Consider the following 25469-nt stretch of genomic DNA (forward strand, 5'->3'; position numbering starts at 1 on the left):
CTCAGAACATGCTTTCCGGGATGATGATGACATCGCCCGGTTCGAGGCGGACATTGGCGGAAATGTCGCCGCTCTTCAGCAGATCCCCCAGCCGGATGCGGTATTCGCGCTGGCGCCCGGTGGTCTTGTCGACGCGGACCAGCCGCGCGCGGTTGCCCGCTGCGAATTCGGAAAGCCCGCCCACCGCGATCATCGCGTCGAGCACGGTCATGTTGGCGCGATAGGGGATCGACGCCGGTTTCTCGGTCGCGCCGACGACGCGGATCTGCTGGCTGAAGGTGCCGGAGAAATTCTCGACGATCACCGATACGATCGGGTCCTTGATATACTCGCCCAGCGCGAGCTTCAGGTCGTCGGCCAGCATCGCGGGCGTCTTGCCCACCGCCGGCATGTCGCTGATCAGCGGCGTGGTGATGCGGCCATCGGGGCGCACCTGGACCTTGGCCGACAGCTCGGGGTTCCGCCAGACGAAGATGTTGAGCTGATCGAGCGGGCCGATGATATATTCGTCGCTCGGCGCCTCGCGTCCCGCCGCGGCGCCCGCCGGCGGCAATTCGGGGCGCCCGCCCCCGCCCGCACATCCCGACAGCAGCACCGCCGCCGCGATCGGCGCCGTGAGAATCCTGCCAAACGACTTGCTACGCATCCAAAAGCTCCCATCCCCAGCGGCGCGGTCGCAAGCCGACGTCTCGGCCGCATCCCCGCTCGGGTCCGGGTCAGCTATCGGCGGAAAAGGTAAAGATTGGCTTAGGTGTGCGGGGCACCGATCAGGACTTCGCGTACGGGGGCATGGCCCAGAAAAGCCGAAGGGCTCGCCGTCGCGCCATAAGCACCCGATGCGAAGATCGCGACAAGATCGCCGATCCGGGCAGTCGGCAGCGCCACGCGATCGCCAAGCCGATCGAGCGGTGTGCATAGCGGGCCGACGATCGTCACGACTTCTTCTGGCGCGGACTGCATCCGCTCTGCCAGCGCGAGCGGATAATTGCGGCGCACGACAGTGCCGAAATTGCCGGTGGCGGCGAGATGATGGTTCAGCCCGCCATCGACGACGAGGAACGTCTCCCCCTGGCTCTGCTTGCGATCGACGATGCGCGTGACATAGACGCCCGCCTCGCCCACCAGCCAGCGGCCCAGCTCGATCGCGAACGCCGCGCCGGGCAAGCCGCCCAGCACTTCGCCCAGCGCCGCGCCGACCGCCTCGACATCCAGCGGGGTGTCGCCGGGGAAATAGGGAATGCCGAAGCCCCCGCCCAGATTGAGCAGCGGCGGCACCGCGCCCGCTTCGTCCGCGAGCCGGGCGGCGAGCGCGATGGTCGCCGCCTGCGTCTCGATCACAGCGGCGGTATCGAGCGATTGCGAGCCGGCGAAGATGTGGAAGCCACGCCACTCCGCCCCCGACGCCACGATCCGGCGCACCAGCGCCGGCACGCGCGCGGCATCGACGCCGAAGGACGAGGCGCGCCCGCCCATCTTCATTCCCGAGCCGCGCAGCTCGAAATCGGGGTTCACGCGCACCGCGAGGCGGGGCGCGCTGCCCAGTCGCGCGCCGATCGCCAGTGCGCGCTCGGCTTCACCTTCGGATTCGAGGTTGATCGTGGCGCCGGCGCGGATCGCCGCCTCCAGCTCGAAATCGCGCTTGCCGGGGCCGGCAAAGCTGATCGCCGCTGCGGGCTTGTACCCCAGCGCCTTGTCCAGTTCCCCCGCCGAAGCGACGTCGAGCCCGTCGACCAAAGGCCCGATGGCGGCGAGCAGCGGGGCGAAGGGATTGGCCTTGATCGCATAATGCACCGCGACCTGCGCTGGGATCGCCGCGCGCAGCCGTGCCACTCGGGCGGCGATGACGGTGAAGTCATACAGATAGGCGGGCGTGCCCGCCGCCGCGAGCGCAGCCACCGGCTGTCCGCCAAGGTGCAACGCCGCCTGCCCGGCAAATTCGGGGGGAATGGGGCCAACGGGCTTCGCGTTCATGTCAGTCCTGCCTTCAGCGCGCTACGGTCCAGCTTGCCATTGGGGTTGCGGGGCAAGGCGGCGCGCCAGTCATAGCGGGCGGGCTGCTGGAAGCTGGGGAGTTCGCGCCGCAGCCGTTCGCGCAATTCGGCCTCGCGCGATCCGTCGCCGCGCGCCACCACCAGGATCGCCTGCCCCAGCCGCGCGTCGGGGATGCCGAACGCCGCCGCCTCGTCGGTCTCGCCGCCGGCCAGCACCGCTTCCTCGATCTCGGTCGGGCTGATCCGGTTGCCGGCGGACTTTATCATCTCGTCATCGCGCCCGACGAAGCGGAGCAGCCCGTCCGCCCCCTCGACCACCGTGTCGCCCGACCACACCGCCCTGCCGCCGCTCTGGGCAAAGGCCGGCGCGGGGCGGAAACGCTGGGCGGTGCGCTCGGCATCCTGCCAGTAGCCCGCCGCCACCAGCGGCCCGGCATGGACCAGCTCGCCCGGCTCCCCCGGGGCGGCGCGGCTGCCGTCGGGGCGCACCACCATAATTTCGGCGAACGGGATCGCGCGCCCGATCGCGTCGGGGTGGGCATCGACCAGCGCGGGGTCGAGATAGGTCGACCGGAACGCCTCGGTCAGCCCGTACATCGGATAGAGCGCGGCCTGGGGGAAGCGTTCGCGCAGGCTGCGCACCAGCCGGGGCGTCAGCGCGCCGCCCGAATTGGTCAGCCGTCGCAGCGTGGCAGCGGTCTCGGCGGGCCAGTCGGCCTCGAGCAGCTGCACCCAGAGCGGCGGCACGCCGGCGAGCGTGGTCGCGCCGTATCGGGCCACGGCCTTCACCACGTCGCGCGCGGTCAGGTAATCGAGCGGCACCACCCGTCCGCCCGCTGCCCAGGTGGAAAGCAACTGGTTCTGGCCATAGTCGAAGCTGAGCGGGAGCACGGCGAGCACGCGGTCGTCGGGGGCGATGTTCAGGTAATGCGCCACGCTGATCGCGCCGAGCCACAGATTCGCGTGCGACAGCATCACGCCCTTGGGCCGCCCGGTCGAGCCCGAGGTATAGAGGATCGCCGCGAGCGTATCGGGCGCCGCCGAGGATGGAGGCAGCGTGTCGGTGACGGTCAGATCCTCCTCGGTCAGGATGCGGCACTCGTCGGGAACGTCGCCCGGCGCCAGCGCGGCGAGCCGCGCGGCCTGCGTCACCAGCGCCTGCGCGCCGCTGTCCGCCAGGATGTGCGCGACCTGCGCGCGCTTGAGGACCGGATTGACGGGGACATGGACCAGCCCCGCACGCGGCGCGGCGAGCGGCATCAGGCAGGCGGTGCGCGTCTTGGGGAGCCAGCTCGCCACGCGCGCGCCGGGGGGCAGGCCCAGCCGCGCCAGCGCATGCGCCATGCCGCCCACCGCCGCCTCCAGCGCCGCGTAGGTGAGCGTGCCGCCCTTGTCCTCCAGCGCGACGGCGTGGCGCGCGCCGCGCAACGGCAGCGTGTCGATCGGGTATGGCGTGGGATCGAGCGCGATCATCGCGACACCCTTACCCTTGGCAGCGGCGTCGCCAACCCTTAGGGCAGCGAAAAATCGCTCGCAGGGGACAGGCATTGCAGCGCGAAGGGTTCGCCGAAGTCGAAAACACCGTCCGGGGCGTTCTCCGCGACATTCTGGGTCTGAGCGAGGAGCGCGTCGCCGCGTTCCGCGAGGAAACGCCGCTGTTCGGCGCGCTTCCCGAACTCGATTCGCTGGCAGTCGCCGGCGTGCTGACCGAGCTGGAGGACCGGCTGGGCATCCTGATCGAGGACGACGAAGTCGATGGCGAGATGCTGGAAAGCTTTGGCGCGCTGACGGCATTCGCGGCGGACAAGGCGCTGGCGTGAGGGCGGGCGGGTGATCGACCATTATGACTGGGCCGGCGGGCGCGAGGCGATGGTGCGCTTCGGCCCCGACACCGGCCCGGTCATGGTCGCCGCCCTGCCGCTGTTCGAGGAAGCGAACCGCACGCGCGCGTTCGTGGTGACGATCCTGCGGGCGCTCGCCGCGCGCGGGATCGCGGGGGCGCTGCCCAACCTGCCGGGACAGGGCGAGAGCCTGGTGGCGACCGAAGACGCGCGGGTCGCCGATCTTCGCCGCGCCTTTGCCGCCGCGTGCGCCGGTCGCCGTGCCTTTGCCATCGGCGTGCGCAGCGGCGCGCTGCTCGATGCGGAGGCGGTCGTAGCAGGCCGCTGGCATCTGGCGCCGCAGACCGGTGCCGAGCTGCTGCGCGAACTGGAGCGGCAGCGCCACGCAGGCGATGGGACGGGGTATGGCGGCAATGCCGTCGCGCCCGAGTTGCTGGCGGAGCTGGGCGATTGTGCGCCGCAGCCGGCCCGCACCGTCCGCCTCGACACCGACCCCAAGCCCGCCGACCTGAAGCTCCCCGGCGCGCCGCTGTGGCGACGGGCCGAGCCGGACAACGACTCCGCGCTTGCCGAGCGACTGGCGGACGACATCGCCGCATGGGTGCGCGCGTGCGAAGGCTGATCGCCTTTCCCTGCGCCGGCGAGACGCTGTTCGGCACGCTCGACGAAGCGCCGGGCACTACCGGGCTGCTGATCGTGTCGGGCGGCAACGAGATCCGCATCGGCGCGCATCGGGGCATGGCGTTGCTGGCTCAGCGTGTCGCGGCGGCGGGGTATCCGGTGCTGCGCTTCGACCGGCGCGGGATCGGGGATTCCACCGGCGAAAACGGCGGCTATGCAAGCGCGGCGGAGGACATCGCCGCTGCCGCCGCGACGCTGCGCGCGCAAGCGGGCGTCGCCCGGATCGTCGCGTTCGGCAATTGCGATGCGGCGACGGCGCTCGCGTTCTTCCACCCCTCCGCCGGCATCGACGCGCTGGTGCTCGCCAACCCCTGGGTAGTCGAGGCGAGCGACGCGCTGCCCCCCGCCGCCGCGATCCGCGCGCGCTATGCCGCCAAGCTGCGCGACCCGCGCGAATGGCTGCGGCTGTTGCGCGGCGGCGTGAATATTGCCAAATTTGTCAAGGGGTTGCGCAAGGCTTCGGAGGCGCCGCGCGAAGTGCCCGACAGCCTCGCCGCGCGGATGGCGGGCGCATTGGCGGCAACCCAAGCCCCTGTCACGATCCTGCTCGCCAGCGGCGACAATACCGCCATCGCCTTTGCCGATGCGTGGCAAGGCGCCGCCTTCGCAGCCCCCCGCGCCCGCGCCGCAGTGCACAGGCTCGACAGCGCCAGCCACAGCTTCGCCAGCGCGGCGGACAAGGACTGGCTGTTCGATCGCGTCCGCGACACGCTCGCCGCGCAGGATGTCAAGCCAGGCCTTTAGGTTATCGGCTGGCCCAAGTGCATGATTGAGGCGCGGACCACCGCGCGCGACGCTCCCGGCCGGACCCGCATTTCCCAGCGCGGGCAAAGACTTGGGAGTATGGACATGGAAACTTCTTCGCCGACCGCGCCGACGGTCGTTCTGGTCCACGGCGCCTGGGCCGACGGTTCGAGCTGGAGCCGCGTGATCGCGATCCTGCTCAAGCGCGGCGTGCCCGTGATCGCGGTGCAGAACCCGACCACCTCGCTGACCGACGACGTGGCGGTGACGCAGCGCATCCTGAACACCGTCAACGGCCCGGTCGTGCTGGTCGGCCATAGCTGGGGCGGCGCCGTGATTACGCAGGCGGGCAATGACGACAAGGTCAAGGCGCTGGTGTTCGTCGCCGCCTTTGCCCCCGATGCCGGCGAGACGCTGGGCGAACTGGTCAACGCGCATCCCGCCCCGCCGGCACTCGGCAAGATCAGCGACGATGGCGCCGGCAATCTGACGCTGAGCGCGCAAGGGTGGGTCGAGGATGTCGCCAATGATCTGCCGGAGGACGAGGCGCGCGTGCTCGCCGTGGTCCAGCCGCCGCTGCCGGGCAGCACGTTCGGCGAGAAGGTGACGCAGGCGGCGTGGCGGACGCGGCCGAACTGGTACATCGTCTCCGCCGAGGACCGCGTCGTCAGCGTCGAGCTGGAGCGGATGTTCGCCGCGCGGATGGCGGCGAAGACGACCGAACTGGCGGCCGGCCACCTCTCGCTGCTGTCCAAGCCCGAGGACGTCGCCGCCGTTATCCTCGACGCGGTGGACGCCACCGCCAAGGGCTGACGCCGTCTCGTTCTGCCCCGACACCCATGAGGTGAGGATTCGGGTGCCACCATCAATACCGTCATGCTGAACTTGTTTCAGCATCCACGGCGCCCCAAACCGCAACAGTGCGTGCGGCGCGTTGGATGCTGAAACGAGTTCAGCATGACTGGAATGGCGGTGAGACCGCCGCGCCGCTTCTACCCGGCGCGGTGGGCTGGCAGAAGCCCTGCCTTATTCCGCCGCCTGCGCGACCGTTTCGAAATCCGCTTCGGCAAGGAAGCGTTCGGCGTCGAGTGCGGCCATGCAGCCGGTGCCGGCGGCGGTGATCGCCTGGCGATAATGTTTGTCCATCACGTCGCCGCAGGCGAACACGCCGGGGACGCTGGTGCGGGTCGTGCCCTTTTCCACCGCGATATAGCCGTCCTCGTCCAGCGCGATATGGCCCCGGAACAGCTCGGTCGCGGGGTGGTGCCCGATCGCGACGAAGCCGCCATCGACGTCCAGCGTCGACAGCTCACCCGTCACCGTATCGCGCAGTTCGATACCGACCAGCCCGGCCACGCCGCCGCCGTCGATGAAGCGCTCGACTGCCTTGTTCCACAGAACGTTGATGCGCGGATTGGCGTGCAGCCGCTCCTGGAGGATCTTTTCCGCACGCAAGGTGTCGCGCCGGTGGATCAGCGTCACGTCATGGCTGTGGTTGGTGAGGTACAGCGCCTCCTCCACCGCCGTATTGCCGCCGCCGATCACCGCGACCTTCTTGCCGCGATAGAAGAACCCGTCGCAGGTGGCACAGGCGCTGACGCCCTTCCCCTTCAGCAGTTCCTCCGAATCGAGGCCCAGCCAGCGCGCCTGCGCGCCGGTGGCGATGACCAGCACGTCGCCCAGATAGACGGTGCCGCTGTCGCCCACCATGCGGAACGGACGCTGGGTCACATCGACCTCGACGATCGAATCCCACATCATCTGCGCGCCGACATGCTCGGCCTGGGCCTGCATTTCCTGCATCAGCCACGGGCCCTGGATCACTTCGCGAAAGCCGGGATAATTCTCGACATCGGTGGTGGTGGTGAGCTGGCCGCCGGGCTGGATGCCCTGGACGACGATCGGCGCCATCCCGGCGCGCGCGCCGTAAATGGCGGCGGAAAGGCCGGCGGGGCCCGATCCGAGGATCAGCATGCGAGTCGAATGGGTGGCGGTCATGATAGGTTCCGAAAACTCTGTTGCCCCCGCCTCTAGGGGCAGGCGGCGGTCCGATGCAACATGGGCGCAGCATCGGCGCGCGCAATGCCCGCGGGGGATAGTTTCGTTATTGCCCGGTGAAGCTGGGCGCGCGCTTTTGCAGGAACGCCGCCACGCCTTCGCGGAAGTCGGCGGTGCTGGCGGCGATCGCCTGGTGATCGGCCTCGACCTCGAGCAGTTCGTCGAGCCCGCCGGTCAGCGCGACCCGCACCTGCTTGCGGATCAGCCCCAGCGCGACCGTGGGCATCGCCGCCAGCTTGCGCGCCAGCGTGAGCGCCGTGCCGAACACCATTTCGTCGTCGACCACGCGCGTCACCAGCCCGGCCTCCAGCGCCTCTTCGGCGGGCAGCCGCTCGCCGAGCAGCGCCATCTCCAGCAGCTTCGCGCGCCCCGCCGCCTTGGCGATCAGCCAGGTCGCGCCCGCATCGGGGACCAGCCCGATATTGGCAAAGGCGAGCAACAGGTACGACGAACGCGCCGCGACGATGATGTCGCCCGACAGCGCGATCGAAACCCCCGCCCCCGCCGCCGCGCCGTTGATCGCCGTCACCACCGGCACCGGCAGTTCGGCAAAGGTGCGCGTCAGCGGGTTGTAATGGTCGCGCAGCGAATCGCCCAGGTCGCGCCGGCCCATGCTCGCCTGGCTGGCGGTCAGGTCCGCGCCCGCGCAGAATGCCCGCCCCTCGCCGGTCAGCAGGATCGCGCGGGCGCCGTCGCCCACTGCCGCGACCAGCGTATGCCGTAGCGTATCGAGCATTTCCGGGGTCAGCGCGTTCAGCCGCTCCGGGCGGTTGAGCCGCACGATCGCGACGCTTTCGTCCATGTCCCAGCGTACCGATGGTGCCTCGCTCATACTCCACTCCCGCCTTGGTTTGCCGACCCTCTTTACGTTAACGGCAATCGCTCCGCCAGCGTTCGAGCAGCGCCGCCCCCTCGCCCGCCGCATCGCCGATCCGCGCAGGCGTACGCGACAGCCGGGGCGACGGTGCGGGATGGGTGCGCCCGCCGCGCTCGACATACATGCCGCGCGCCACCGCATGGGGATGCCCCGCCGCCTCGCCGATCGCCAGCACCGGCGCGACACAGGCGTCCAGCGGCTCCAGCAGCGCGGCCCAGGCATCGCGCGGGCGGGTGGCGAAGATGTCCGCCAGCGCCTGGCGCAGCTCCGCCGGGGGCACCATGCCGCGATTGCGATAGCGTTCCGGCAAGTCGATCGCGGCGACCAGCGCGTCCCAGAATTGCGGCTCCAGCGCGCCGACCGCGATGTGGCGGCCATCGGCACAGGCATAGCTGTCGTAAAAGGGCTGGCCGCCGCCCAGCATGCTCGAATCGCGCGACACCGGCAGGCGCATGCCGTGGAACATCGCCATCAGCGTCGCGGTGCCATCGACGATCGCCGCGTCGATCACCTGCCCCCGGCCCGAGCGGGTCCGCTCGATCAGCGCCGCACAGATCCCGAACGCCGCCAGCGCCGCGCCAGCGCCCATGTCGCCGATCAGGTTGAGCGGAGGCGTCGGCGGCTCGCCGGGCCTCCCCACGCCCTCCAGCGCGCCCGTGAGCGCGATATAGGTGATGTCGTGCCCCGCACGCTGCGCCAGCGGACCATCCTGCCCCCAGCCGGTCAGCCGGGCGAAGACGAGGCGCGGATTGGCGGCAAGCATCGCATCGGGCCCCAGCCCCAGCCGTTCGAGCACGCCGGGGCGAAACGGATCGATCAGCACATCGGCGGCGGCAATGGCATCGCGCACCGATGCGGCGCCCTCGGGCGTCTTCAGGTCGGCGGAAAGCGTCGCCTTGCCCCGCCCGGTCACCGGATCGGCATAGCCCGCATAGCCCGGCCGCGCGACGCGTAGAACCTCCGCCCCGAAATCGGCGAGCAACATGCCCAGCGTGGGCCCCGGCCCGATCCCCTCCAGCTCGACCACGCGAACCCCATCGAGCGGCCGCGCGCTTATGCTCGACTCCTGACTATCGCTTGCCGCCAATCGCCCTCTCCCCAGATGCGCGTTGATCGCGCTTGGGGGCATGGTGCGTACGTCCCGCCCGGCTGTCGAGTGGAAAGGAAGGCGGCGGCCCTTATCGGGCGCGCATTAGCGCGGACCCGGTTGCCCTTCGGGCTCGAATCGGCGCCAATCGTCTTCGGTCGGCAGGTCCTTCCCCGGCGCATATTTGCGAACGGCGACGAGCATCAATGACTTCAAGCGCTCATAGTGCTCGCCACAATTGCCGATGCCCGAGGTAATCCTTGCCGCGCGCACCCGCTCGAACCCAGCGGGCGTACCGTCAAGGCAACGAACATCGCCGTTGCCGGGCCAGCCATCGGTGAGATGGTCAATCTGCGATGTCAGCTTGCGGTATTCGGCAGCGGGCATGTCGAACGTCCGGTGCCTGACCGCTCCGGGGTCGGCCTTGTCGAACGTCGTGATCGCCCCCGTTGCGCTCTCCGAATCCGATCGAGGCAGCGACAGCACCACACCGTACTCCATGCTGCCGAAAGAGGGCATCGCCACGAAACGCAAGCCATCCCCATGCAGATCGGCGAGCGGTGTCATCTTGCCCAACCGGTTGATCGCGGTGCCGCGAACCCATTGATCGCTGGTGGGAAGCAGCGGCGTTTCGTGCGTTCGGCTCTCTTCGATCTCTTGCTTGCGCCATTCATATTGGCGAAGCCAGTCCCGCCCCAGCACGACGGCCACCATGCACAGTTGGATCGCGACCAGACCCGTGGTGAGATAGCCAATCCGATGCAGCCACCGGAGCCATCGCGGGTTTGCGGGATTACCCATTCTTCGGCTCCATTGCAGGTTCAGCCAAGCCCCGCAGCCTAGCCGTGCGGTGGCGATATTCCCACAAAAGTCTGGAGGCTTCCCACTATCGAGGAAGAAGAATGGTAGCGGAGGAGGGACTTGAACCCCCGACCCCAGGATTATGATTCCCGTGCTCTAACCAACTGAGCTACTCCGCCCTACCAAGGCGACCCGTTCGGGCGAGGGGGCCACATAGGTCGCACTTTTCGAGTGGTCAAGCGAACATGTGACGCGAATGCAATTCCCAGGGGCCGCCGCGATACCACCAGCTGGCCAGACCCGCGATTTCCACCGTGCGGGGCGTGAAATCGCGCGACAAGGCGCCCAGCACGACCTTGGCCAGCGCGGGCGTGACCTTGTTCTGCACGGTGACGTGCGGGCGCCAGCGGCCCGCGTCCTGCGGCGTCAGCATGCCCGCGAACGCCTCCATCAGCCCGTCGCGAATCGCCGTCAGCGCCGGCGCCTCGATTCGATAGGCCACGCCCCTCCCCAGCGACATCAGCCCGCTCACCTGCGCGCGCGGGGCGCGGATGCCGCGCGTCTCCTGCGCCAGCCGGTGCTTGAGTTCCTCGGCGACCGAAGGGGGCAAATGGTGGAACAGCGTCAGATGCGCGTCGAGCACGTTGCGGTCGGGCGGATAATGTTCCTGGCGCTTCGCATTGAAGAACGCCTGGTCCTGCCGCCCGAACAACGCCGTGACGATCAGCGGCGCGGCGGGGCCCGGCGCGGCGCTCAAATCTCGACCTGGCTCCCCAGCTCGACCACGCGATTGGTGGGCAGCTTGAAGAACTCCATCGCGCTTTCGGCGTTGCGCAGCATCCAGGCGAACAGCTTTTCGCGCCAGAGCATCATCCCCGGCCGCGACGACGGCAACAGCGTCTGGCGCGCGAGGAAGAAGCTGGTCTCCATCATCTTGAACTCGGCGCCGCACGCGCTGACTTCCTTGAGCGCGGCGGGCACGTCCGCTTCCTGCATGAAGCCATAGCCCAGGATCATGCGGTGGAAGCCCTTGCCGAGGTCTTCGACCCGCATCCGTTCGGAATCGGGGACATAGGGCACGTCCTTGATCTTCACGGTCAACAGGATGACCCGCTCGTGCAGCACCTTGTTGTGCTTGAGGTTGTGGAGCAGCGCATGCGGCACGCCTTCGGGCGTGGAGGTCATGAACACCGCCGTGCCCGGCACGCGCGTGGCGGCGTTGGCGGCCGAATCGATGAAGATCTTGATCGGCATCGCGCTTTCGCGGAGCCGCGCGATCATCAGCTTGCGCCCCTTCGACCAAGTGGTGAGCAGCGTGAAGATCAGGAACCCGATCAGCAGCGGGAACCAGCCGCCATCGGGCACCTTGGTCAGGTTGGCCGTGAAATAGGCGAGATCGACGATGAAGAACAGCGCGAGCAGCGGGATCGCATAGCGCTTCTTCCACTTCCACAGCGTGAAGAGCACCACTGCCAGCAGGCAATTGTCGATCAGCATCGCGCCCGTCACGGCGATGCCATAGGCCGCCGTGAGGTTGGACGAGCTTTTGAACGACAGCACCAGCGCGATGACCATGATCATCAGCGCCCAGTTGATGAGCGGGATATAGATCTGTCCCGCAGTCGACGCGCTGGTATGTTCGATGCGCAGGCGCGGGATGAAACCCAGCTGGATCGCCTGTTGCGTGACCGAGAAGGCGCCGGAAATCACCGCCTGCGACGCGATCACCGCCGCCATCGTCGCCAGGATCACCAGCGGAAACTGGAGCGATTCGGGCGCCAGCATGTAGAACGGGCTCTCCAGCGCCGCCGCGCCTTCACGAATCAGCAGCGCGCCCTGCCCCATGTAATTGAGGATCAGCGCGGGCAGGACGAAGAACAGCCACGACACGCGAATCGGGTTGCGCCCGAAATGGCCCATATCGGCGTACAGCGCCTCCGCCCCCGTCACCGCGAGCACGATCGAGCCGAGCGCGAGGAAGGCGGGCAGCGGGTTGAGCGAGAAGAACTCCACCGCATGGCGCGGATCGAGCGACCACAGGATGTCGGGCGCGTGCGCGATGCTGATGACGCCCAGCGTGCCGATGGTGATGAAGTAGAACAGCATGATCGGCCCGAAGAACAGCCCGACGCGCGCCGTGCCCGTGCTCTGGATCGAAAACAGCATGACCAGGATGACCACCGCGATCGGCAGCACCATGCCCGAAAAAGCGGGCGACGCGACCGCCAGCCCCTCGACCGCCGACAGCACCGACACGGCCGGGGTAATCATAGAATCGCCATAGAAGAGCGCGGTGGCGAACACGCCGAGCAGGACGATGCCCGCCGTCCAGCGCTTCTGCCCTGCCCGCCCCGAAATCAGCGCGAGCAGCGCCAGGCTGCCGCCCTCGCCCTTGTTGTCCGCACGCATGATGATCGTGACGTATTTGAGCGTCACCACCGCCATCATCGACCAGAACATCAGGCTGATCGCGCCCATGATGTGCGGGGCATCCAGCGGCAGCGCGTGGTGTTCGTTCGCGAAGGTCTCGCGGAAGGCATAGAGCGGGCTGGTGCCGATGTCGCCGAACACGATGCCCACGGCACCGACGGCAAGCTTCAACAGCCCATCCTGGCCATGGCCATGGGCGCCGTGCGGCTCTTCGGTTGCCGGGTGTGCGTCCGCAGACCCGCTGGCGGTGATATTCACCGCTGTGGCTGACGCGAAGGGAAGTAAACGGACCTGGTCATACGACCTGTGTTCTCGTCTTCATCAAAGTGGGCGCGCCGTTAGCACGTGCAACATCGGCTAGCAACTCGGGCAACGTCCGGTAACGAGACGCAACGGCGTGGCAAGGATTTTGGAGAGTCCGTTTGGAAATTCGCGAAACGGCGAATTTCAAGGCGGCCCCAGCCCGCTCCCCCACCCGGCCACCCATAGAATACTGGCGTTGCGTGGCCGGGTGGGGGAGCGGGCTGGTGCCGCGAAATGCGCTCCGGCGCATTTTCAACCGGGTCTCGGGGTTCAACGTATCGCGCCGAACAAGGCGTCGGCCTCGGTGCGAGTCGGCACCGAACGCAGCACGAAACTGCTGTTGATCGTCACCACGCCCGGCAGGCGCCCCAGATGTTCGCGGTGCAGCCGCTCGTAATCGTCGAGGTCGCGGCACACCACCTTCAGCCGATAATCCTGCCCGCCCGATACCAGCGCGCATTCGACCACCCCGTCGATCGTCGCCACCGCGCGCTCGAACCGGGCAAGGTCTTCCTCGACCTGGGTGCCCAGCGTGATGTCGACCAGCGCGGTGATGCGGAACCCCAGCCGCCGATGCCCCAGCCGGGCGCCATAGCCGGTGACGTGGCCGCTGGCCTCCAGCCCCTGGATGCGGCGCGTGCAGGCGGATTGCGACAGCCCGACCTGAGTCGCGATCTGGCTGACCGGCGCGCGGGCATCGCGCGCGAGGATTTTCAGGATTGCCCCGTCGATTCGATCGATCACGCAAAATTCCTCTGCATTTGTCGCGAATATAGCGATTCCATGCGCAATCGCCATCGCCGGAGCCCCAACTTTGCAGGGATTTGGCATGCCCTTTCGGCATAGGCTGGGCCACCTATTCCGGAGAGAATGTCATGCGCATCGGTGTCCCCAAGGAAATCAAGAATCACGAATATCGCGTCGGCCTGACCCCCGCTTCGGTCGCCGAACTGGTCGCGGCCGGGCACAGCGTGCTGGTCGAGACGCGCGCCGGCAGCGGCATCGATTTCGCCGACGACGCCTATACGGCGGTCGGCGCGACGATCGCCCCCGACGCCGCAGCGGTGTTCGCGGGATCGGACATGATCGTGAAGGTCAAGGAACCCCAGCCGCAGGAAATCGCCCTGCTCGAGCCGCGCCACCTGCTGTTCACCTATCTCCACCTCGCCGCCGACAAGCCCCAGGCCGAGGGGCTGATCGCATCGGGCGCGACCTGCATCGCCTATGAGACGGTGACGTCGAACTCGGGCGCGTTGCCGCTGCTCAAGCCGATGTCCGAAGTCGCCGGGCGCATGTCGATCCAGGTCGGCGCGCATTATCTGGAAAAGGAACAGGGCGGGCGCGGCGAATTGCTGGGCGGCGTGCCCGGCGTGGCGCCGTGCAAGGTCGCGATCCTCGGCGGCGGCGTGGCCGGCGTCAACGCCGCGCAGATCGCCGTCGGCCAGCGCGCCGACGTCACCATCTATGACATCAACAACGAGCGGCTGGCCGAGCTGGACCTGCATTTCGGCAGCCAGATCAAGACCGCCTATGCCAGCAAGGCCGCGATCGCCGAGGCCGTGAAGACCGCGCAGGTCGTGATCGGCGCGGTGCTGGTCCCGGGCGCCGCCGCGCCCAAGCTGGTGACGCGCGACATGCTCAAGACGATGATGCGCGGCAGCGTGCTCGTCGACATCGCGATCGACCAGGGCGGCTGTTTCGAGACCAGCCACGCGACCACGCACGACAACCCGGTGTACGAGGTGGACGGCGTGATCCATTACTGCGTCGCCAACATGCCCGGCGCCGTCGCCCGCACCTCCGCCTTCGCGCTCAACAATGCGACGCTGCCCTTCGTGCTCAAGCTGGCGAACCACGGCGCCGAGGCGGCGATGCGCGCCGACAGGCACCTGGCCAACGGGCTCAACATCTCCGCCGGCAAGGTCCGCCACGCGGCGGTGGCCGAAGCGCTGGACCTGCCGTTCGAGGCCTGGGCGGGATGAGGTGTGCGGGGGCCGGAGCGCTGCTTCGGCCCCGTTCTACCGGGGCGCTGGAGACATAGCCCCGGCCCGGCGCTATGGGCGCGGGATGGCCCGGCTGCTCCTGTTCAACAAACCCTATGGGGTCCTGTCGCAATTCACCGATCGCGGATCGCCGACGGTGCGCGCGACTCTGTCGGACTTCATCGACGTGAAGGGCGTCTATCCCGCCGGGCGGCTCGATCGCGACAGCGAGGGGCTGTTGCTGCTGTGCGACGACGGGCGGCTGCAGGCGCGGATTGCCGACCCGCGCTTCAAGATGCCCAAGACCTATCTCGTCCAGGTCGAGGGCGATCCGCAGGACGCGGACCTGGAGCCTTTGCGAAAGGGCGTGCTGCTCAAGGACGGCATGACCCTGCCCGCCGAGGTCGCGCGGATCGACGCGCCGGACCTGTGGCTGCGCGATCCACCGACCCGTGCCCGCAAGTCGATCCCAGACAGCTGGCTGAAAATCACCATCCGCGAAGGGCGCAACCGGCAGGTGCGGCGGATGACGGCGGCGGTGGGGCTACCCACGCTGCGGCTGGTCCGCTGGTCGATCGGGGACTGGTCTGTCGAAGGAATAGCGCCGGGGGCGTTTGTGGAGGTTGCGGGTCGGAGGTAAGCGGTGAGCGCTTTGGGCAACGCGACTGATGGCGAGGGTCGTTGGAAGGTGACATTGCCAAGGTGCACGGACAGTGCTTTCCTTGATCCTCCCCCGCAGGGGGAGGGGGACCAGCCGCAGGCTGGTGGAGGGGTAGTCGCCGCATGCTGCACGGCTCGAAAAGAACGCAGGATTTTGCCCGGCATCTGCGGCAGCGTATGACTTTGCCTGAAGTTCTACTGTGGCAGGCGCTTCGAGCCCGCCCCGAAGGGTTGCGGTTTCGCCGTCAGCATCCGGCAGGCGTCTATGTCCTCGATTTCTTCTGTCCGTCTTGCAAACTTGCCGTGGAGATCGATGGGGAAGCGCATGCGCGTGGCGATCGGCCAGATCGAGACGCGATCCGCGACAGCTGGCTTTGCACGCAGGGCGTTCGGGTGCTTCGCATCCCCGCACAGATCATACTTTCCGACGTAGAAGCTGCGATCCGTCACATCGTCGCTACCGCCCGCGGCGACTACCCCTCCACCGGCTTCGCCGGTCCCCCTCCCCCTCCGGGGGAGGAATGACAACGGCTTCCAGAGTCCGCTTCCGGGCAGTTGCCGTCGAGCGCCAAAGCTGATTGAGGCCTCGATTAGCGGCGCGTTGACGCCTTGACCGGCGCCTATCAACGCCGGATGGGTTTCTTCCCTCGTCTCGCGATCGGTGTCCTTTCCCGCTTAACGTACCAAGGCCAGTCGGCAGGTTTCTGGAATTTCAATGAATTATCGCCATTCCTTCCATGCCGGCAACAGTGCCGATGTCGTGAAGCACAGCCTGTTGATCGCCCTGATCCGCGCTCTCCAGCAAAAGCCGGGGGCGTTGACGCTGATCGATACCCATGCCGGCTGCGGGCTCTATGACCTTGGCGGCGAGCAGGCGCAGCGCACCGGCGAGGCGGCGCAGGGCGTGGTGCGGGCCTTTGCCGATGCGAATACCCTGCTCGACGACTATCGCGCCGCCGTGCGGGCCGTGAATGCCGGGGGGGAGCCGAACCTCTATCCCGGATCGCCGCAGTTCCTGGCGCAGCTGCTGCGGCCGCAGGACGTGCTGATCCTCAACGAAAAGCATCCCGAGGACGCGGGCGAACTGCGCCGCGTGATGCGCGGGTCGCCTACCGCCGTACACGCGCGCGATGCCTATGAGCTGTGGCTGGCGATGCTGCCGACCCGGACGCCGCGCGGCGTGGTGGTGGTCGATCCGCCCTATGAGCAGACCGACGAACGTGCCCGCATCACTGCCACCCTCGCCGCCGCGCACCGCAAATGGGCGCATGGCGTGACGGTGATCTGGTATCCGCTGAAGGACCGCACCACGCATCAGCAGTGGAAGAACAAGCTGCGCGCCCTCGGCATCCCGAAGCTGCTGTCGATCGAGCATTGGCTGTACGATGCCGACCAGGCCGGCATCTATAACGGCGCGGGGCTGTTCATCGTCAATCCGCCCTATGCCTTCACCCAGGCGCTGCCGCCGCTGCTGGAAGCACTGCGCGACGCGCTGGCGCCCGAGGGGCATCGGGGGTCGATCAGCGCGAACTGGCTGACCGATTGACGATCAGCCCTCAGCGTTCCCGCGCAGCCTTCAGCGCCGATTGCGGGACGGGTTGCATCGGCGGGGCGCTGGGAGCGAGCGACGCGCTGGGGGTCGGGGCCGGCGCGACAGTCGGGCTGGCGGTGGGCGACGGCGCGGGTGAAGGGGGCTGGGCTGGCGTCGGCGCGGGCGCCGCAGCGGGTGCCGCCTCGCCCCGCTCCTGCGCGGCCTTCGCCTCCAGGAACTTGTCGAGCAGGAACAGCCGCACGAGCAGCTCATCGCGATAGCTCGCCTTGGGCGGCGCGAGTTCATAGGCGCGGGCCCAGTGCGCGCGCGCCTCGGCGAACTTGCCTTCGCGGACATAGGCGAGGCCGTAGAAGAATTGTGGCCCCGGATGCGTCGGCCACAGCGCGATCGCTTTCTCGAACGCGAACTTGGCCGCAGGCGACACCTGCATCGCGTCATTCTCGGCAAGGACGAGGCCCAGGCCCGTCCACAGCGCGGCATCCTGCGGCGCCTTGCGCACCCCGCCGAGCATCACCTTCACCGCCGCGCCGGGCGCGCCTGCGCGCAACATGCCGTCGGCGGCCATGAAATAGCTGTAGTCGAAGTTGAACCGCCCGAACATCGCCTCGCGCAGCGCGACCAGCGCGGGATCGACTTCGCCCGGCTTTTCGACGGCGGCGACCGGATGGCCGACCAGCCCCGGCGACCCCTGCCACGCATAGCCCGCCGCCCCCAGCATCAGCGCGGTGGCCGGGATCGTCCACAGCCGCCGGGGAAAGCCGGTCAGCCACAGCAACAGGCCGCACGCGATCGCCAGCCCGGCAAAGAGCACCCACCCCATCAGTCGCGCTCCTTCCCGAAGGTGCGCCGGGCGAGAAAGATGCCGATCAGCAGCAGCAGGATCGGCGCGATCCACAACGGCGCAGTGACCCAGCTGAACGGCGGATCATAGGTGACGTAGTCGCCATAGCGCTGGATCAACCATGCGCGGATCGCCTCCGGGCTTTCGCCCGCCGCGATCCGCTGGCGCACCAGCGCGCGCATGTCGCCCGCCATCTCGGCATCCGAATCGCTGATCGCCTGCCCCTGGCACACCAGGCAGCGCAGCGTGTCCATCAGCGCCTTGGCCCGCGCCTCCTGCGCCGGGTCGGGCAGCTGGGTATAGGCGAGCGCCGCCGGGGGGCGACTGGAATCCGCCGCCGCCGGCCCCGCCAGCGCGAGCGCAAACGCCAGCACCAGCGCGCGCCTCACTTGGCCTTCTCCAGCTGGGCGAGCAGTTCGGCGACATTCTCGTCGCGGATGTCGCCGATATGCTGATAGGTGATGACACCCTTCGCATCGATCACGAACGTCTCGGGCACGCCCGACGAGCCGAGCGCCAGCTGCGCCGCGCTCGCCTTGTCGTCGCCGATCCGGCTATAGGGATCGCCATTCTTGCCCAGGAAGCCGCGCACCGCCTCGGGCGTGTCGCGGATCGCGATGGCGTCGATCTCCACCCCGGCCTGTTTCAGCTTCATCAGCTGCGGCGCCTCCGCCACGCAGGGGATGCACCAGCTGGCGAAGACGTTGAGCAGGCGCGGCTTGCCCGTCATCTGCGCCGTCACGATGCCGGGCTTGTCCGGCAGGATCGGCGGCAGGTTGAGCGCGGGCATCGGCTTGCCCACCATCGCCGAGTGGATCATCCGGTCGCCGGGCTTGAGCAACCCGCTGGAGACCAGCGCGAACACCGCCGCGAACAGCGCGAACGGGGCCCAGATCAGCAGCCGCCTCATATATACTCAACCTCCTGCGCTTCCGCAGCCGCGCGGCGTTCGCGCATCTCGCGGCGGACGCGCCCGACCAGCGCCAGCGCGCCCCCCAGCGCGATCAGCCCGCCGCCGAGCCAGATCAGCGTCACGAACGGCTTCCACCACAGGCGCAGCTGCCAGCGGCCCTGATCGTCGCCCTGCCCCAGCACGGTGTAGAGCTGACCATCGAGCAGCGTGCTGATCGCCGCTTCGTTGGTGGTGGTGGGCGGCGCGCTGAAGAAGCGTTGCTGCGGCAGCAGCTCGAACGCCGCATCGTCACCGCGCTGCACGCTCAGCCGCGCTTCGAGCGCCGACCAGTTGGGGCCGATCGTCGGGCGCACTTCGGCGAGCGTGACGCGGAACGGGCCGACGGTGACGTTCTGCCCCACCGTAATCGCCGCCAGCCGCTCGACCTTGAACGCAGTGTCCGCCGCCATGCCGGCGATACTGACCGCAACGCCCAGATGCGCGATCACCATGCCCCAGATGTGCAGCGGCGTGCGGCGCAAATTGCGGCGCGCCAGCGGCACGACGCTGGCGATGGCAAGGCCGACCGCGAGCGCGATGGCCAGCGCGGACATCAGGTGCGCGGTGCCGGTAAAGGCGAACAGCAGCGCAAAGGCGATCCCCGCCCCCGCCGCCGGGATCAGCAGCTTGCCGAACAGCGCGTTCCACGTATCGCGCCGCCATTTGAGCAGCGGCCCCGCCGCCGTCGCCGCGACCAGCGCCAGCGCGACCGGCGCAATCGCCTTGTTGAAGAACGGCGCGCCGATCGAAAGCTGCACCCCCATCGCCTGCGCGACCAGCGGGTACAGCGTGCCGAGGAACACGATGCCCAGGATCACCGACAGCAACAGGTTGTTGAGCACCAGCGCGCCTTCGCGGCTGACCAGGCGGAAGGTCGAGCCCTGCGTCACCGTCGCCACCCGCGCGCCGAACAGTGCCAGCGCGCCGCCGATATAGATGCCGAGCAGCGCAAGGATGAACGTCCCCCGCGTCGGATCCACGGCAAAGGCATGGACGCTCACCAATATGCCCGAGCGCACCAGGAAGGTGCCGATCATCGACATCGAAAACGCGACCACCGCCAGCATCAGCGTCCATGCGCGCAGGCCGTCGCGCGTCGCCAGCACGGTCACCGAATGGAGCAGCGCCGTCGCCGCCAGCCAGGGCATCAGCGAGGCGTTCTCGACCGGGTCCCAGAACCACCAGCCGCCCCAGCCCAGCTCGTAATAGGCCCAATAGCTGCCCGCCGTGATCCCGATCGTCAGGAAAATCCACGCCGCCAGCACCCAGGGCCGCATCGCCTTGGCAAAGGCGGGCCCCACGTCGCGCATCAGCAGCGCGCCGACCGCGAAGCTGAATGCGATCGAAAGCCCGACATAGCCAAGATACAGGGTCGGCGGGTGGAAAGCGAGGCCGGGGTCCTGGAGCAGCGGGTTCAGCCCCTGCCCGTCCGCCGCCGCAGGATTGAGCCGCACGAACGGGTTCGAGGCAAAGGCGAGAAAGGCATAGAAGCCCAGCCCGATCGCCGCCTGCGCGCCCAGCGTTGCCGCCAGCGTGCCGGGCTTTAACTGCCGCTCGAACAGCGCGACGCCCGCGCCCGCCGCGGCCAGCACGGTGACCCACAGCAGCATCGACCCTTCATGGTTACCCCATGCGCCGGCGACCTTGTACAACAGCGGCTTCATCGAATTGCTGTTCTCGACCACCAGCTTCACCGACATGTCCGATTGCACGAACAGCGTGATGAGCAGCGCGAACGACAGCAGCGCGAGCAGCCCCTGGACCAGCGTGGTGCGGCGCAGTGCCGTCATCATCGGGGCGACGCCGTGCCCGGCCTTTTCCGCGCGCGCGGCGCCCCAGGCGAGCAGGATCTGCACCAACGCGAACGCCGCCGCGAGCCATAAGGCGGCCAGCCCTGCCTCGGCGATCATTTTTCCAGCGTCTCGGTCTTGTGCATCTTCCCCGCCATCTGGGGCGGCATATAGCGTTCGTCGTGCTTGGCTAGCAGGTTATCGGCGGCGAAGCTGCCGTCGGGATTGAACCGGCCTTCGGCGACGACGCCCGATCCTTCCTTGAACAGGTCGGGCGTCACGCCGCTAAACGCCACCGGCACGCGCGCCTTGCCATCGGTGACGGTGAACGCCACCGACACGCCATCGGGCTTGCGCACCAGCGATCCCGCCTCGACCATCCCGCCCAGCCGCACTGCCTTGCCCAGCGGGAGCGGCTTGCCCTGGACATCGCCGGGGGCATAGAAAAACGCCGCCTGGTCCTGCAGCGCCGACAACGCCAGCCCCGATGCGCCGCCGATCGCGGCCAGCGCGAGCAGGCCGAGTACCAGCCGTTGATGCTTTGCCTTCATCGGTCGCGCCGCAGCGATTCGGCGGCCGCCTCGGCACGGCGCATCGCGAGGAAGCTGGCCAGCGCCAGCCCGCCGGTGCCGATCAGCGTCACTGCATAGGCCGCCGTTACGAACGCCCAATGGTTCATCGTGCCGCCATCCGCTTCATACGGGCCTCCAGTTTCTGCGTGGCGAGCGCCGCGCGCATCCGCATCAGCACGACGCCGGCAAACAGCAGCGAAAAGCCGCCCATGGTGAAAAACAGCGGCCACAGCATCGAGGAGTCGATGCTGGAGCCGGTAAGCCCGATGCTCTGCCCCTGGTGCAGCGTGTTCCACCACACCACCGAATAGCGGATGATCGGCAGCAGCACCGAACCCGCCACGCCGAACAGCGCGGGCACGCGCCCGTCGCCACCGCGATCGGCATCGGCACGCGCCAGCGCGATATAAGCGATGTAGATGAAGAACAGCAGCAACATGCTGGTCAGCCGCCCGTCCCATTCCCACCAGGTGCCCCAGGTCGGCCGCCCCCAGATCGCGCCGGTGATCAGGCAGATCGCGGCAAAGGTCGCCCCCGCCGGCGCGATGGCGCGCGCGGCGACGCTCGCCACCGGATGCCGCCAGATCAGATAGCCCAGGCTCGACGCGGCAAGCGCGGTCCATCCCCCCATCCCCAGCCAGGCGGCGGGAACATGGATGTACAGGATGCGCACCGTTTCCTTCTGAAGATAATCCGCCGGCGTCAGCACCAGCCCCGCCCATGCGCCGAACGCCGCCAGCGCGACTCCCAGCCAGAACAGGATCGGCGTCAACGGCTTCGCGATCTTCAGAAACCGCGCTGGATTCGCAAGGGCATGAAGGACAGGCACGAGCGCGGGAGTAGCCGGGTTCGCCGCCGGAATCCATTACCCGGTGTTAAGTAGATGCCACAGGTACGGATGGGGTGTGGTGTGCGCGGGAAGCAGCCCAATGGGCCCGGCACGGTTCCCTTGGTTGCGGAATCGTGATGCGAAAGGGCGAGAAACGCCCAAAGGCGGTCGTTCAGCTCACCCGCTCTGCGAGGCGCGCGTGCAGGAACAGCGCCAACTCTCTCGCGCGACGTCCCCAATGCGCCTCATACAGGAAGCGAAGATACCACGCTGCCTCATCAGCGCCGCTCCGCTCGCCGCGCCAGAGAACCTCACGCAAGTCTCCTGTTAGATCAGCGAGGTCGTCGATAGCGTCGCCAGTCATGGTTGCTTCTTCCAACGCAAGTGGGCTTGCGACAGCGTAAAGTCCGTAAGCAGGGAAGCGCGTGGCGATCTGCTCATACACAGAAGTCCAATTACGCTCGGGCAGGTTGACGTCGGCGTCACTGGGCTCCGTGTTCGGGACGTCGTGAACTGCTGCCAGAAGGCGATCGACGGCAACGAGCAACTGCGCATCAGTGGGCGGCACGTCCGCCCAAAGGACACTCAGAAACGATTGTGCGACGTCCGTCGCGGAAGGCTTCATCATCTTGCCAGCTTGTCACTCGGCGGTGGCGGGCGCAATGTCCGCTCTCCACCAGAATGCGAGATCCCGCACTGGCGGCTCCCGCCCACAAACGGACGTTCGTTCCTGTCGATCCTTAAAGCATAACGGATGTATGAACAGAACGACACTTGTCCGCGCGTCGGCCTTTCTTGGTATACCACTTTACTGGTGGGCTTTCCCGCCGAGGCTGCCGGAGGGGTAGTCGCCGCGGGCGATAACAAGAATGTGGCGGATCGCGGCTTCAAAACCGGACAGGATTATCGGCGCGGGGATGCGGAGCGCGCAAAATCCTGCGCTCTCTTCGAGCCATAGAGCATGCGGAGACTACCCCTCCACCAGCCTACGGCTGGTCCCCCTCCCCCTCCGGGGGAGGATCAAAGAAAGCGCCATCCGCGCACCTTGGCAACAGCAGCGAACCACCAGTCTCAGACCTTCAGCCGCAAACACCCCAAAACCACCGCCCCCCACCCCCTTCGTATAATTGTGCGGACACAAGCGTCGCGCGATCCGTTGAGCAGCAAACTCCAGGAGCGGCGACATGGCTAAAGACGACACCTTCACCACCGGCAACGGTGGCGAGACGCATCAGACCGCGCAGGCGGACGTGCTGACCACCAATCAGGGCATTCCGGTTTCGGACAACCAGAACCAGCTGAAAGCCGGCGCGCGCGGCCCTGTGCTGCTCGAGGATTTCGTCCTTCGCGAGAAGATCTTCCACTTCGATCACGAGCGTATCCCCGAGCGGATCGTCCACGCGCGGGGCTCCGCTGCGCATGGCTATTTCGAATCCTATGAGGACTTGTCGGACCTCACCAGCGCCGACCTGTTCAGCGAGGCGGGCAAGCGCACGCCGGTGTTCACGCGCTTTTCGACTGTCGCGGGCGGTGCCGGGTCGGTCGATACGCCGCGCGACGTGCGCGGCTTTGCGGTCAAGTTCTACACCCAGCAAGGCAATTGGGATCTGGTGGGCAACAACATCCCGGTGTTCTTCATCCAGGACGCGATCAAGTTCCCCGACCTGATCCATTCGGTGAAGATGGAGGCGGACAAGGGCTATCCGCAGGCGGCCTCCGCGCACGACACCTTCTGGGACTTTATCGGGCTGATGCCCGAATCGACGCACATGATCATGTGGGCAATGTCGGACCGCACCATCCCCCGCTCGCTGCGGACGATGGAGGGCTTCGGCATCCACACCTTCCGTTTCGTCAATGCCGAGGGCAAGTCTACCTTCGTCAAGTTCCACTGGAAGCCCAAGCAGGGCGTGCAGTCGACGCTGTGGGACGAGGCGGTCAAGATCGCCGGGGCCGACCCCGATTTCCACCGCCGCGACCTGTTCGAGGCGATCGACATGGGCGATTTCCCCGAATGGGAGCTGGGCATCCAGGCGTTCGACGAGGAATTTGCCGACAGCCTTCCCTATGACGTACTCGATTCGACCAAGATCATTCCGGAAGAGCTGCTGCCGGTGCGGATGATCGGGCGGATGGTGCTGGATCGCAATCCGGACAATTTCTTCGCGGAGACCGAACAGGTCGCCTATTGCCCGGCGAACATCGTCCCCGGCATCGATTTCAGCAACGATCCGCTGCTCCAGGGGCGGCTGTTCTCGTATCTCGATACGCAGCTCAAGCGGCTGGGATCGACCAATTTCCACCAGATCCCGATCAACGCCGCCAAATGCCCGGTGATGAACTTCCAGCGCGACGGACACATGCAAATGGCGGTGCCCAAGGGCCGCGCCAATTACGAGCCCAACAGCCTGTCACAGGCCGGCGAGGAAGGCGGACCGCGCGAATGCCCGGTAAAGGGCTTTACCACGCACCCCGGCCGTGCGGCGGAGCAGGAACAGGGCGACAAGCTGCGTATCCGTCCGGAGAGCTTCGCCGACCATTACAGCCAGGCGCGGATGTTCTTCCGCTCGCTCGCCGCGCCCGAACAGGCGCATCTGGCCGGCGCACTGGTGTTCGAACTCTCCAAGGTCGGGCTGGAGCATGTCCGCACCCGCATCCTGTCCAACCTGCTGAACGTCGACCCCGAGCTGGCGAAGCGCGTGGCGGACGGGCTGAACATGCCGCTGCCCAAGGCGTCTGACACCTCCGCGCCGGTGCAGGATCTCGACCTGTCGCCCGCGCTGCGCATCATCGACGGGCCGCTGGAGCCGGAGGACATCGAAGGCCGCTCGATTGCGGTGCTGGTGGCCGACGGTTCGGATGCCGAGGCCACGAACGCGCTGATCGGCGCGATCGAGGGTGCGGGCGCCCGCGCCGTGGTGGTCGCGCCCAGGATCGGCGGGGCCAAGCTGTCCGACGGGTCGCTGCTCAAGGCGGATGCCCAGCTGGCGGGCTATCCTTCGGTGCTCGCCGATGCGGTCGCGCTGTCGCTGTCGGCCGAGGGTACGGCAATGCTGCTCAAGGAAGCGGCGGCGGTGCAGTTCGTGATGGACGCCTTCGGCCATCTGAAGGCGATCGGCGCGAGCGACGCGGCCAAGCCGCTGCTCGACAAGGCAGGGGTGGAGCCCGATGCGGGCGTGACGGGGCTGGACGACGGCTTCATCGACGCGGCGGCCAAGCGCTTCTGGGACCGCGAGCCGAGCGTGCGGATGCTGCCGTAAGCAGTTTCGCGGATGCGATCAGGCAGATCTTCCCCCCTCCCGCTTGCGGGAGGGTCGGGGAGGGCCTGAGGTAGAAGAAGCGCCGCGAAGTCGCGGCCCCTCCCCTAACCCCTCCCGCGTGCGGGAGGGGGACAGAGTCCCGCAAGCGGGCGACGGACGGACGCCACCAACCCCGTCATCCCGGCGAAAGCCGGGATCTCAGGCGGTTCAATCCCGGA

Annotated in this window: 28 protein-coding genes and 1 tRNA gene; 10 read left to right on the forward strand and 19 right to left on the reverse strand. The window is 67.8% G+C overall.

Annotation, left to right across the window (positions count from 1 at the left end; translation table 11 throughout):
- Position 1: 1 nt before the first annotated feature.
- The 3 genes from ACG3SL_RS10400 to ACG3SL_RS10410 form a co-directional block, all read right to left on the reverse strand.
- The gene (locus ACG3SL_RS10400) at positions 2–646 is read right to left on the reverse strand and encodes an XrtA/PEP-CTERM system exopolysaccharide export protein (RefSeq protein WP_448661034.1); all 645 of its coding nucleotides are present in this window, start codon (positions 644–646) and stop codon (positions 2–4) included.
- Positions 647–747: 101 nt separating this feature from the next.
- Positions 748–1971: a pyridoxal-dependent decarboxylase, exosortase A system-associated gene (locus ACG3SL_RS10405; RefSeq protein WP_448661035.1), complete on the reverse strand. Its 1224-nt coding sequence runs from the start codon at positions 1969–1971 to the stop codon at positions 748–750.
- Positions 1968–3464 carry an acyl-CoA ligase (AMP-forming), exosortase A system-associated gene (locus ACG3SL_RS10410; protein WP_448661036.1) on the reverse strand — a complete coding sequence of 499 codons (1497 nt, stop codon included), beginning with the start codon at positions 3462–3464 and terminating at the stop codon, positions 1968–1970. Before ACG3SL_RS10410 ends, ACG3SL_RS10405 begins: the two co-directional genes overlap by 4 nt.
- 74 nt (positions 3465–3538) lie before the next feature.
- On the opposite strand from ACG3SL_RS10410, the gene ACG3SL_RS10415 reads away from it, so the two are divergent.
- The 4 genes from ACG3SL_RS10415 to ACG3SL_RS10430 all read left to right on the forward strand — a co-directional run bounded on the left by ACG3SL_RS10415 (position 3539) and on the right by ACG3SL_RS10430 (position 6070).
- Entirely contained in the window at positions 3539–3811 is a 273-nt protein-coding gene (locus tag ACG3SL_RS10415; RefSeq protein WP_448661037.1) for an acyl carrier protein, read from the forward strand.
- A gap of 10 nt (positions 3812–3821) precedes the next feature.
- Complete coding sequence (locus ACG3SL_RS10420; protein WP_448661038.1) at positions 3822–4454, forward strand: hypothetical protein; 633 nt, start codon at positions 3822–3824, stop codon at positions 4452–4454.
- Positions 4442–5257: a hydrolase 1, exosortase A system-associated gene (locus ACG3SL_RS10425; protein WP_448661040.1), complete on the forward strand. Its 816-nt coding sequence runs from the start codon at positions 4442–4444 to the stop codon at positions 5255–5257. The genes ACG3SL_RS10420 and ACG3SL_RS10425 overlap by 13 nt, the downstream gene beginning before the upstream one ends.
- 105 nt (positions 5258–5362) lie before the next feature.
- The gene (locus tag ACG3SL_RS10430; protein WP_448661042.1) at positions 5363–6070 is read left to right on the forward strand and encodes an alpha/beta fold hydrolase; all 708 of its coding nucleotides are present in this window, start codon (positions 5363–5365) and stop codon (positions 6068–6070) included.
- Between the two features lie 213 nt (positions 6071–6283).
- Here ACG3SL_RS10430 and trxB read toward each other — a convergent pair whose 3' ends face one another.
- The 8 genes from trxB to ACG3SL_RS10470 all read right to left on the reverse strand — a co-directional run bounded on the left by trxB (position 6284) and on the right by ACG3SL_RS10470 (position 13557).
- Positions 6284–7255: a thioredoxin-disulfide reductase gene (gene trxB, locus ACG3SL_RS10435; RefSeq protein WP_448661043.1), complete on the reverse strand. Its 972-nt coding sequence runs from the start codon at positions 7253–7255 to the stop codon at positions 6284–6286.
- Positions 7256–7361: 106 nt separating this feature from the next.
- Positions 7362–8147 (reverse strand): enoyl-CoA hydratase-related protein, encoded by a 786-nt coding sequence (locus ACG3SL_RS10440; protein ID WP_448661044.1) that lies wholly within the window; start codon positions 8145–8147, stop codon positions 7362–7364.
- Positions 8148–8184: 37 nt separating this feature from the next.
- Positions 8185–9279 (reverse strand): CaiB/BaiF CoA transferase family protein, encoded by a 1095-nt coding sequence (locus tag ACG3SL_RS10445; RefSeq protein ID WP_448661045.1) that lies wholly within the window; start codon positions 9277–9279, stop codon positions 8185–8187.
- 105 nt (positions 9280–9384) lie between these two features.
- Positions 9385–10080 (reverse strand): hypothetical protein, encoded by a 696-nt coding sequence (locus tag ACG3SL_RS10450; protein WP_448661047.1) that lies wholly within the window; start codon positions 10078–10080, stop codon positions 9385–9387.
- Positions 10081–10182: 102 nt separating this feature from the next.
- Positions 10183–10259, reverse strand: a tRNA-Met gene (locus ACG3SL_RS10455).
- Positions 10260–10315: 56 nt separating this feature from the next.
- Positions 10316–10837, reverse strand: a complete 522-nt coding sequence (locus ACG3SL_RS10460; RefSeq protein ID WP_448661048.1) for a 2'-5' RNA ligase family protein — start codon at positions 10835–10837, stop codon at positions 10316–10318.
- Positions 10834–12768 (reverse strand): potassium transporter Kup, encoded by a 1935-nt coding sequence (locus ACG3SL_RS10465; protein WP_448661049.1) that lies wholly within the window; start codon positions 12766–12768, stop codon positions 10834–10836. Before ACG3SL_RS10465 ends, ACG3SL_RS10460 begins: the two co-directional genes overlap by 4 nt.
- A 315-nt stretch (positions 12769–13083) precedes the next feature.
- Positions 13084–13557: an Lrp/AsnC family transcriptional regulator gene (locus ACG3SL_RS10470; RefSeq protein WP_448661050.1), complete on the reverse strand. Its 474-nt coding sequence runs from the start codon at positions 13555–13557 to the stop codon at positions 13084–13086.
- Positions 13558–13688: 131 nt separating this feature from the next.
- Here ACG3SL_RS10470 and ald point away from each other — a divergent pair, with 131 nt between their 5' ends.
- The 4 genes from ald to ACG3SL_RS10490 all read left to right on the forward strand — a co-directional run bounded on the left by ald (position 13689) and on the right by ACG3SL_RS10490 (position 17001).
- Complete coding sequence (ald, locus tag ACG3SL_RS10475; RefSeq protein ID WP_448661051.1) at positions 13689–14795, forward strand: alanine dehydrogenase; 1107 nt, start codon at positions 13689–13691, stop codon at positions 14793–14795.
- Between the two features lie 85 nt (positions 14796–14880).
- Positions 14881–15435: a pseudouridine synthase gene (locus ACG3SL_RS10480; protein ID WP_448661052.1), complete on the forward strand. Its 555-nt coding sequence runs from the start codon at positions 14881–14883 to the stop codon at positions 15433–15435.
- Positions 15436–15578: 143 nt separating this feature from the next.
- Positions 15579–15980 carry an endonuclease domain-containing protein gene (locus tag ACG3SL_RS10485; RefSeq protein ID WP_448661053.1) on the forward strand — a complete coding sequence of 134 codons (402 nt, stop codon included), beginning with the start codon at positions 15579–15581 and terminating at the stop codon, positions 15978–15980.
- A 190-nt stretch (positions 15981–16170) separates the two neighbouring features.
- Positions 16171–17001 (forward strand): 23S rRNA (adenine(2030)-N(6))-methyltransferase RlmJ, encoded by an 831-nt coding sequence (locus ACG3SL_RS10490; protein WP_448661054.1) that lies wholly within the window; start codon positions 16171–16173, stop codon positions 16999–17001.
- A gap of 10 nt (positions 17002–17011) precedes the next feature.
- Here the strand turns inward: ACG3SL_RS10490 and ACG3SL_RS10495 are convergent, their stop codons facing one another.
- From ACG3SL_RS10495 to ACG3SL_RS10530, 8 genes are all read right to left on the reverse strand, one after another.
- Positions 17012–17827 carry a tetratricopeptide repeat protein gene (locus tag ACG3SL_RS10495; RefSeq protein ID WP_448661055.1) on the reverse strand — a complete coding sequence of 272 codons (816 nt, stop codon included), beginning with the start codon at positions 17825–17827 and terminating at the stop codon, positions 17012–17014.
- A complete protein-coding gene (locus ACG3SL_RS10500) occupies positions 17827–18237 on the reverse strand; it encodes a cytochrome c-type biogenesis protein (protein WP_448661056.1) in 411 nt (136 codons plus the stop codon). The genes ACG3SL_RS10495 and ACG3SL_RS10500 overlap by 1 nt, the downstream gene beginning before the upstream one ends.
- Positions 18234–18758, reverse strand: a complete 525-nt coding sequence (locus ACG3SL_RS10505) for a DsbE family thiol:disulfide interchange protein (protein ID WP_448661057.1) — start codon at positions 18756–18758, stop codon at positions 18234–18236. Before ACG3SL_RS10505 ends, ACG3SL_RS10500 begins: the two co-directional genes overlap by 4 nt.
- Positions 18755–20710 carry a heme lyase CcmF/NrfE family subunit gene (locus tag ACG3SL_RS10510; protein ID WP_448661058.1) on the reverse strand — a complete coding sequence of 652 codons (1956 nt, stop codon included), beginning with the start codon at positions 20708–20710 and terminating at the stop codon, positions 18755–18757. The genes ACG3SL_RS10505 and ACG3SL_RS10510 overlap by 4 nt, the downstream gene beginning before the upstream one ends.
- Positions 20707–21141, reverse strand: a complete 435-nt coding sequence (gene ccmE / locus ACG3SL_RS10515; protein ID WP_448661059.1) for a cytochrome c maturation protein CcmE — start codon at positions 21139–21141, stop codon at positions 20707–20709. The genes ACG3SL_RS10510 and ccmE overlap by 4 nt, the downstream gene beginning before the upstream one ends.
- Complete coding sequence (gene ccmD, locus ACG3SL_RS10520; RefSeq protein WP_448661060.1) at positions 21138–21269, reverse strand: heme exporter protein CcmD; 132 nt, start codon at positions 21267–21269, stop codon at positions 21138–21140. Before ccmD ends, ccmE begins: the two co-directional genes overlap by 4 nt.
- Positions 21266–21991, reverse strand: a complete 726-nt coding sequence (gene ccmC, locus ACG3SL_RS10525; RefSeq protein WP_448661061.1) for a heme ABC transporter permease CcmC — start codon at positions 21989–21991, stop codon at positions 21266–21268. The genes ccmD and ccmC overlap by 4 nt, the downstream gene beginning before the upstream one ends.
- 172 nt (positions 21992–22163) lie before the next feature.
- Positions 22164–22619: a DUF5063 domain-containing protein gene (locus ACG3SL_RS10530; RefSeq protein ID WP_448661062.1), complete on the reverse strand. Its 456-nt coding sequence runs from the start codon at positions 22617–22619 to the stop codon at positions 22164–22166.
- A 126-nt stretch (positions 22620–22745) separates the two neighbouring features.
- Here ACG3SL_RS10530 and ACG3SL_RS10535 point away from each other — a divergent pair, with 126 nt between their 5' ends.
- Both ACG3SL_RS10535 and ACG3SL_RS10540 read left to right on the forward strand, forming a co-directional pair.
- Entirely contained in the window at positions 22746–22949 is a 204-nt protein-coding gene (locus tag ACG3SL_RS10535; RefSeq protein ID WP_448661063.1) for a hypothetical protein, read from the forward strand.
- A gap of 226 nt (positions 22950–23175) precedes the next feature.
- On the forward strand, positions 23176–25251 hold the full coding sequence (locus ACG3SL_RS10540; protein WP_448661064.1) for a catalase: 2076 nt from the start codon (positions 23176–23178) through the stop codon (positions 25249–25251).
- Positions 25252–25469: the final 218 nt, after the last annotated feature.

The sequence above is a fragment of the Sphingomonas degradans genome (assembly GCF_053502645.1).

Excerpts from the sequence above, each read along its gene's own strand:
- ACG3SL_RS10540 (WP_448661064.1), top strand. The coding sequence starts at position 23,176 with ATGGCTAAAGACGACACCTTCACCACCGGCAACGGTGGCGAGACGCAT.
- ACG3SL_RS10505 (WP_448661057.1), bottom strand. The coding sequence starts at position 18,758 with ATGAGGCGGCTGCTGATCTGGGCCCCGTTCGCGCTGTTCGCGGCGGTG.
- trxB (WP_448661043.1), bottom strand. The coding sequence starts at position 7,255 with ATGACCGCCACCCATTCGACTCGCATGCTGATCCTCGGATCGGGCCCC.
- ccmE (WP_448661059.1), bottom strand. The coding sequence starts at position 21,141 with ATGAAGGCAAAGCATCAACGGCTGGTACTCGGCCTGCTCGCGCTGGCC.
- ccmD (WP_448661060.1), bottom strand. The coding sequence starts at position 21,269 with ATGAACCATTGGGCGTTCGTAACGGCGGCCTATGCAGTGACGCTGATC.
- ACG3SL_RS10490 (WP_448661054.1), top strand. The coding sequence starts at position 16,171 with ATGAATTATCGCCATTCCTTCCATGCCGGCAACAGTGCCGATGTCGTG.
- ACG3SL_RS10480 (WP_448661052.1), top strand. The coding sequence starts at position 14,881 with ATGGCCCGGCTGCTCCTGTTCAACAAACCCTATGGGGTCCTGTCGCAA.
- ACG3SL_RS10450 (WP_448661047.1), bottom strand. The coding sequence starts at position 10,080 with ATGGGTAATCCCGCAAACCCGCGATGGCTCCGGTGGCTGCATCGGATT.
- ACG3SL_RS10530 (WP_448661062.1), bottom strand. The coding sequence starts at position 22,619 with ATGATGAAGCCTTCCGCGACGGACGTCGCACAATCGTTTCTGAGTGTC.
- ald (WP_448661051.1), top strand. The coding sequence starts at position 13,689 with ATGCGCATCGGTGTCCCCAAGGAAATCAAGAATCACGAATATCGCGTC.
- ACG3SL_RS10405 (WP_448661035.1), bottom strand. The coding sequence starts at position 1,971 with ATGAACGCGAAGCCCGTTGGCCCCATTCCCCCCGAATTTGCCGGGCAG.
- ACG3SL_RS10430 (WP_448661042.1), top strand. The coding sequence starts at position 5,363 with ATGGAAACTTCTTCGCCGACCGCGCCGACGGTCGTTCTGGTCCACGGC.
- ACG3SL_RS10410 (WP_448661036.1), bottom strand. The coding sequence starts at position 3,464 with ATGATCGCGCTCGATCCCACGCCATACCCGATCGACACGCTGCCGTTG.
- ACG3SL_RS10495 (WP_448661055.1), bottom strand. The coding sequence starts at position 17,827 with ATGGGGTGGGTGCTCTTTGCCGGGCTGGCGATCGCGTGCGGCCTGTTG.
- ACG3SL_RS10510 (WP_448661058.1), bottom strand. The coding sequence starts at position 20,710 with ATGATCGCCGAGGCAGGGCTGGCCGCCTTATGGCTCGCGGCGGCGTTC.
- ACG3SL_RS10485 (WP_448661053.1), top strand. The coding sequence starts at position 15,579 with ATGCTGCACGGCTCGAAAAGAACGCAGGATTTTGCCCGGCATCTGCGG.
- ACG3SL_RS10400 (WP_448661034.1), bottom strand. The coding sequence starts at position 646 with ATGCGTAGCAAGTCGTTTGGCAGGATTCTCACGGCGCCGATCGCGGCG.
- ACG3SL_RS10440 (WP_448661044.1), bottom strand. The coding sequence starts at position 8,147 with ATGAGCGAGGCACCATCGGTACGCTGGGACATGGACGAAAGCGTCGCG.
- ACG3SL_RS10535 (WP_448661063.1), top strand. The coding sequence starts at position 22,746 with ATGTATGAACAGAACGACACTTGTCCGCGCGTCGGCCTTTCTTGGTAT.